This window comes from Micromonospora sp. 4G55 (genome assembly GCF_016803375.1).
Map to the genome: position 1 here is coordinate 1 of NZ_JAEVHN010000630.1, position 3,517 is coordinate 3,517.

Genomic DNA, 3,517 nt, shown 5'->3' on the forward strand with positions numbered 1-3,517 from the left:
CTGCGGGGCCTCTCCGACGACCGGCCGCTGGTCGACGAGGGCGAGCCGGTCCGGGTCACCCCGTCGGCGATGGAGAGCGCGCTGCGGTGCAGCCTGCGCTGGCTGCTGGAACGGCACGGCGGCAGCGGCCCGGCCAGCGCCGCGCAGGGCGTCGGCAACCTGGTGCACGCCGCCGCGATGCTCGCCGAGGACGCCAGCGCCGACCGCACCGCCCTGCTGGAGTACGTCGCCGCCCGGTTCGACGCGATCGAGCTGGCCGCCCGGTGGATGGTCGGCCCGGAACGCTCCCGCGCCGAGGCCATGGTGGACAAGCTGCTGCGCTGGCTCGCCGGCAACCCGCGCCGGCTGCTCGCCATCGAGCACGAGTTCGCCGTTCGCCTCGACGACCCGAGCCGCCCGGTCGAGCTGACCGGCCGGGTCGACCGGCTGGAGGTCGACGCCGACGGCCGGCTCGTGGTGATCGACCTGAAGACCGGCAAGTCGACGGCGGTCACCGAGCGGGAGGTGGCCGAGCACCCGCAGCTCGGGGCGTACCAGGCGGCGGTGGAGGCGGGGGCGTTCGCCGAGTTCGGCGAGGAGTCCGGCGGTGCCGCGCTGGTGCAGCTCGGCACGGGGGCGAAGGACGCCAAGGAGCAGGCCCAGGCCGCCGCCGGGGAGGGTCCGGAGGCCGGCTGGGCCACCGCCCTGGTCCGGCGCACCGCCGATACGATGGCCGCCGCCACCTTCGCCGCGGTCGCCAACTCGAAGTGCCGGGTCTGCCCGGTGCGCACCAGCTGCCCGGTCTCGGGGCAGGGGCGCCAGGTCGTCGAGCCCCCGACGACCCGCACCCCGGAGGACCCGTGACCGCGCGGAGTGGGCGAGCCGGGCAGGCCCGAGCCGAGGCGGAACCGGGAGCGCGAGGAGTGAGCTTGCGAGCCAGGCAGGCGCGAGCGGAGGCGGAACGGTGACCCAGCCGACCCTGTTCAGCACCGCCGCCCCGGCGCCCCGGGCCGCCGATGCCGGGCCCCGCTACACCCCGGTCGAGCTGGCGAAGCTGCTCCGGCTGCCGGCCCCGACCCGGGAGCAGGCGGCGATCATCGCCGCGCCGGTGGAACCGCTCCTGGTGGTGGCGGGCGCCGGATCGGGCAAGACCGAGACGATGGCCGCCCGGGTGGTCTGGCTGGTCGCCAACTCGTACGTCCGGCCCGAGCAGATCCTCGGCCTCACCTTCACCCGCAAGGCGGCCGGTGAGCTGGCGCACCGGGTGCGTACCCGGCTCGACCAGCTGGTCCGGCGGCTGGGCCGGCGCGGGCGCGACCCGCTGGACGACCCGCTCGCCGGCGAGCCGACCGTCTCCACCTACCACTCGTACGCCGGCCGGATCGTCACCGAGCACGGGCTGCGCGCCGGGTACGAGCCGACCACCCGGCTGCTCACCGAGGCGTCCCGCTGGCAGTTGGTCGACCTGCTGGTGCGCAACTACGACGGCGACATGTCCGAGGTCGACCGGATGCCCAGCACCATCACCGACGCGGTGCTGGCGCTGGCCGGGGAGCTGGACGAGCACCTGGTCGACCCGGACGAGCTGGCCGCCTGGACCGGCCGCTTCTTCGCCGACGTGCAGTCCCGCCCCGGCCGGGTCTACGCCGACGTGCGCAAGGCGTTGCAGTTCCAGCAGACCCGGCTGAAGCTGCTCCCGCTGGTGCGGGCGTACGCGCGGCGCAAGGACGACTTCGAGGCGATGGACTTCGCCGACCAGCTCGCCCGGGCGGCGCGGGTGGCCCGCGAGCACCCGGCGGTGGGCGCGGTCGAGCGGGACCGCTTCCGGGTGGTGCTGCTCGACGAGTACCAGGACACCAGCCACGCCCAGGTGGTGCTGCTCAACGCCCTGTTCGGTGGCGGTCACCCGGTCACCGCGGTCGGCGACCCGTGCCAGTCCATCTACGGCTGGCGCGGGGCCAGCGCCGGCACGCTGGAGCGGTTCCCGACGGAGTTCGCCCGCGCCGACGGCACCCCGGCCGAGGTGTTGAGCCTCACCACGAGCTGGCGCAACCGGCCGGAGATCCTCGGCGTGGCCAACGCGCTCTCCCTGCCGCTGCGCGCCGCCGGCGCCCGGGTGCCCGAGCTGCGCGCGGCGCTGAGCGTCCGGGACCCGATCCCGCACCGCAGCCCGGGCGGCCACGCCGCCGGCACCGTGCACTGCGCGCTGCTCGAGACGTACGCCGACGAGGCGGACTGGATCGCCGACAGCGTGCTCGCCGCCTGGCGGGGCGCCGCCCGGCTGCCGGGGGCGCTGCCCGAGCACATTCCGGTGCCGCAGCGCCCCACCACCGCCGTGCTGGTCCGGCTGCGCAGCCAGATCCCGGCGATCGAGGCGGCGCTGCGGGCCCGCGGCCTGCCGGTCGAGGTGGTCGGCCTGGGCGGCCTGCTGGACACTCCCGAGGTCCGCGACGTGGTCTGCACCCTGCGGGTGCTCGCCGACCCGACCGACGGGGCGGCGCTGCTGCGGCTGTTGACGGGCGCGCGCTGGCGGATCGGGCCGCGTGACCTGGTGGCGCTGCACCGGCGCGCCCGGGCGATCGCGCGGGCGCGGCACCGGCTCACCGGCGACGACGGGCCGGAGATCGCGGTGGACGTGCTGGACGAGGCGACGCTGGTCGAGGCGCTGGCCGACCTCGGTCCGGCGCAGGCGTACTCGGCCGAGGGCTACGCGCGGCTGCGCGCGTACGGGATGGAACTGGCGCTGCTGCGCTACCGGCTGGACCAGACCCTGCCGGAGCTGATCGCCGACATCGAGCGGACCATCGGCCTGGACGTGGAGGTGGCGGTCCGGGCCGGCCGGGACGGCGCCGGCGACGCCGGGCTGGCCCGGGGCCACCTGGACGCCCTGGGCGACGTCGCCGCCCGATTCAGCGGCGAGACCCCGGGGGCCACCCTCGCCGGGTTCCTGGCCTACCTGGCCGCCGCCGAGACGAGGAGCGCGGCCTGGCCCCGGCGAGGTGGAGGTGGTCGAGGGCGCCGTGCAGGTGCTCACCGCGCACGCCGCCAAGGGCCTGGAATGGGACGTGGTGGCGGTCGCCGGGCTGACCCGGGGAGTCTGGCCGGGGCCGGTGCGCAACTCCGACCACTGGCTGGGTGGGCTCGGCGTGCTGCCCTTCCCGCTGCGAGGCGACGCCGACGGGCTGCCCGAGCTGGGCCTGGCCGGGGCGGAGGACCAGCGCGGGGTGGCCCGGGCCCTGGAGGACTTCACCGACGCCTGGCGGGCGCACGACGAGCGGGAGGAGCGCCGGCTGGCGTACGTGGCGGTGACCCGGCCGCGTCGGCTGCTGCTCTGCTCCGGCTACTGGTGGGGCGAGGGGACCAAACGCTTCCGGGGTCCGTCGGTATTCCTCCGCGAGGTGCACGACGCCTGCCTCGACGGCGCGACCGGGCACCTGGTCGACGCCTGGGCGCCCGAGCGGCCGGGGACGCGGTCAACCCGACCACCGAGATGGTGCTGCGGGCGGAATGGCCGGCGGACCCGCTGGGCGCCCGCCGG

At 76.7% G+C, this 3,517-nt stretch carries 1 protein-coding gene and 1 pseudogene; both read left to right on the plus strand.

Features of this window, described 5'->3' with window-relative positions; translation table 11 throughout:
• Window positions 1–843, plus strand: an 843-nt coding sequence (locus JNW89_RS31305; protein WP_238451816.1) for a PD-(D/E)XK nuclease family protein, incomplete at its 5' end; no start/stop codon positions are given.
• A gap of 100 nt (window positions 844–943) precedes the next feature.
• Window positions 944–3,517: pseudogene (locus JNW89_RS31310) on the plus strand (ATP-dependent helicase); the annotation flags it as partial.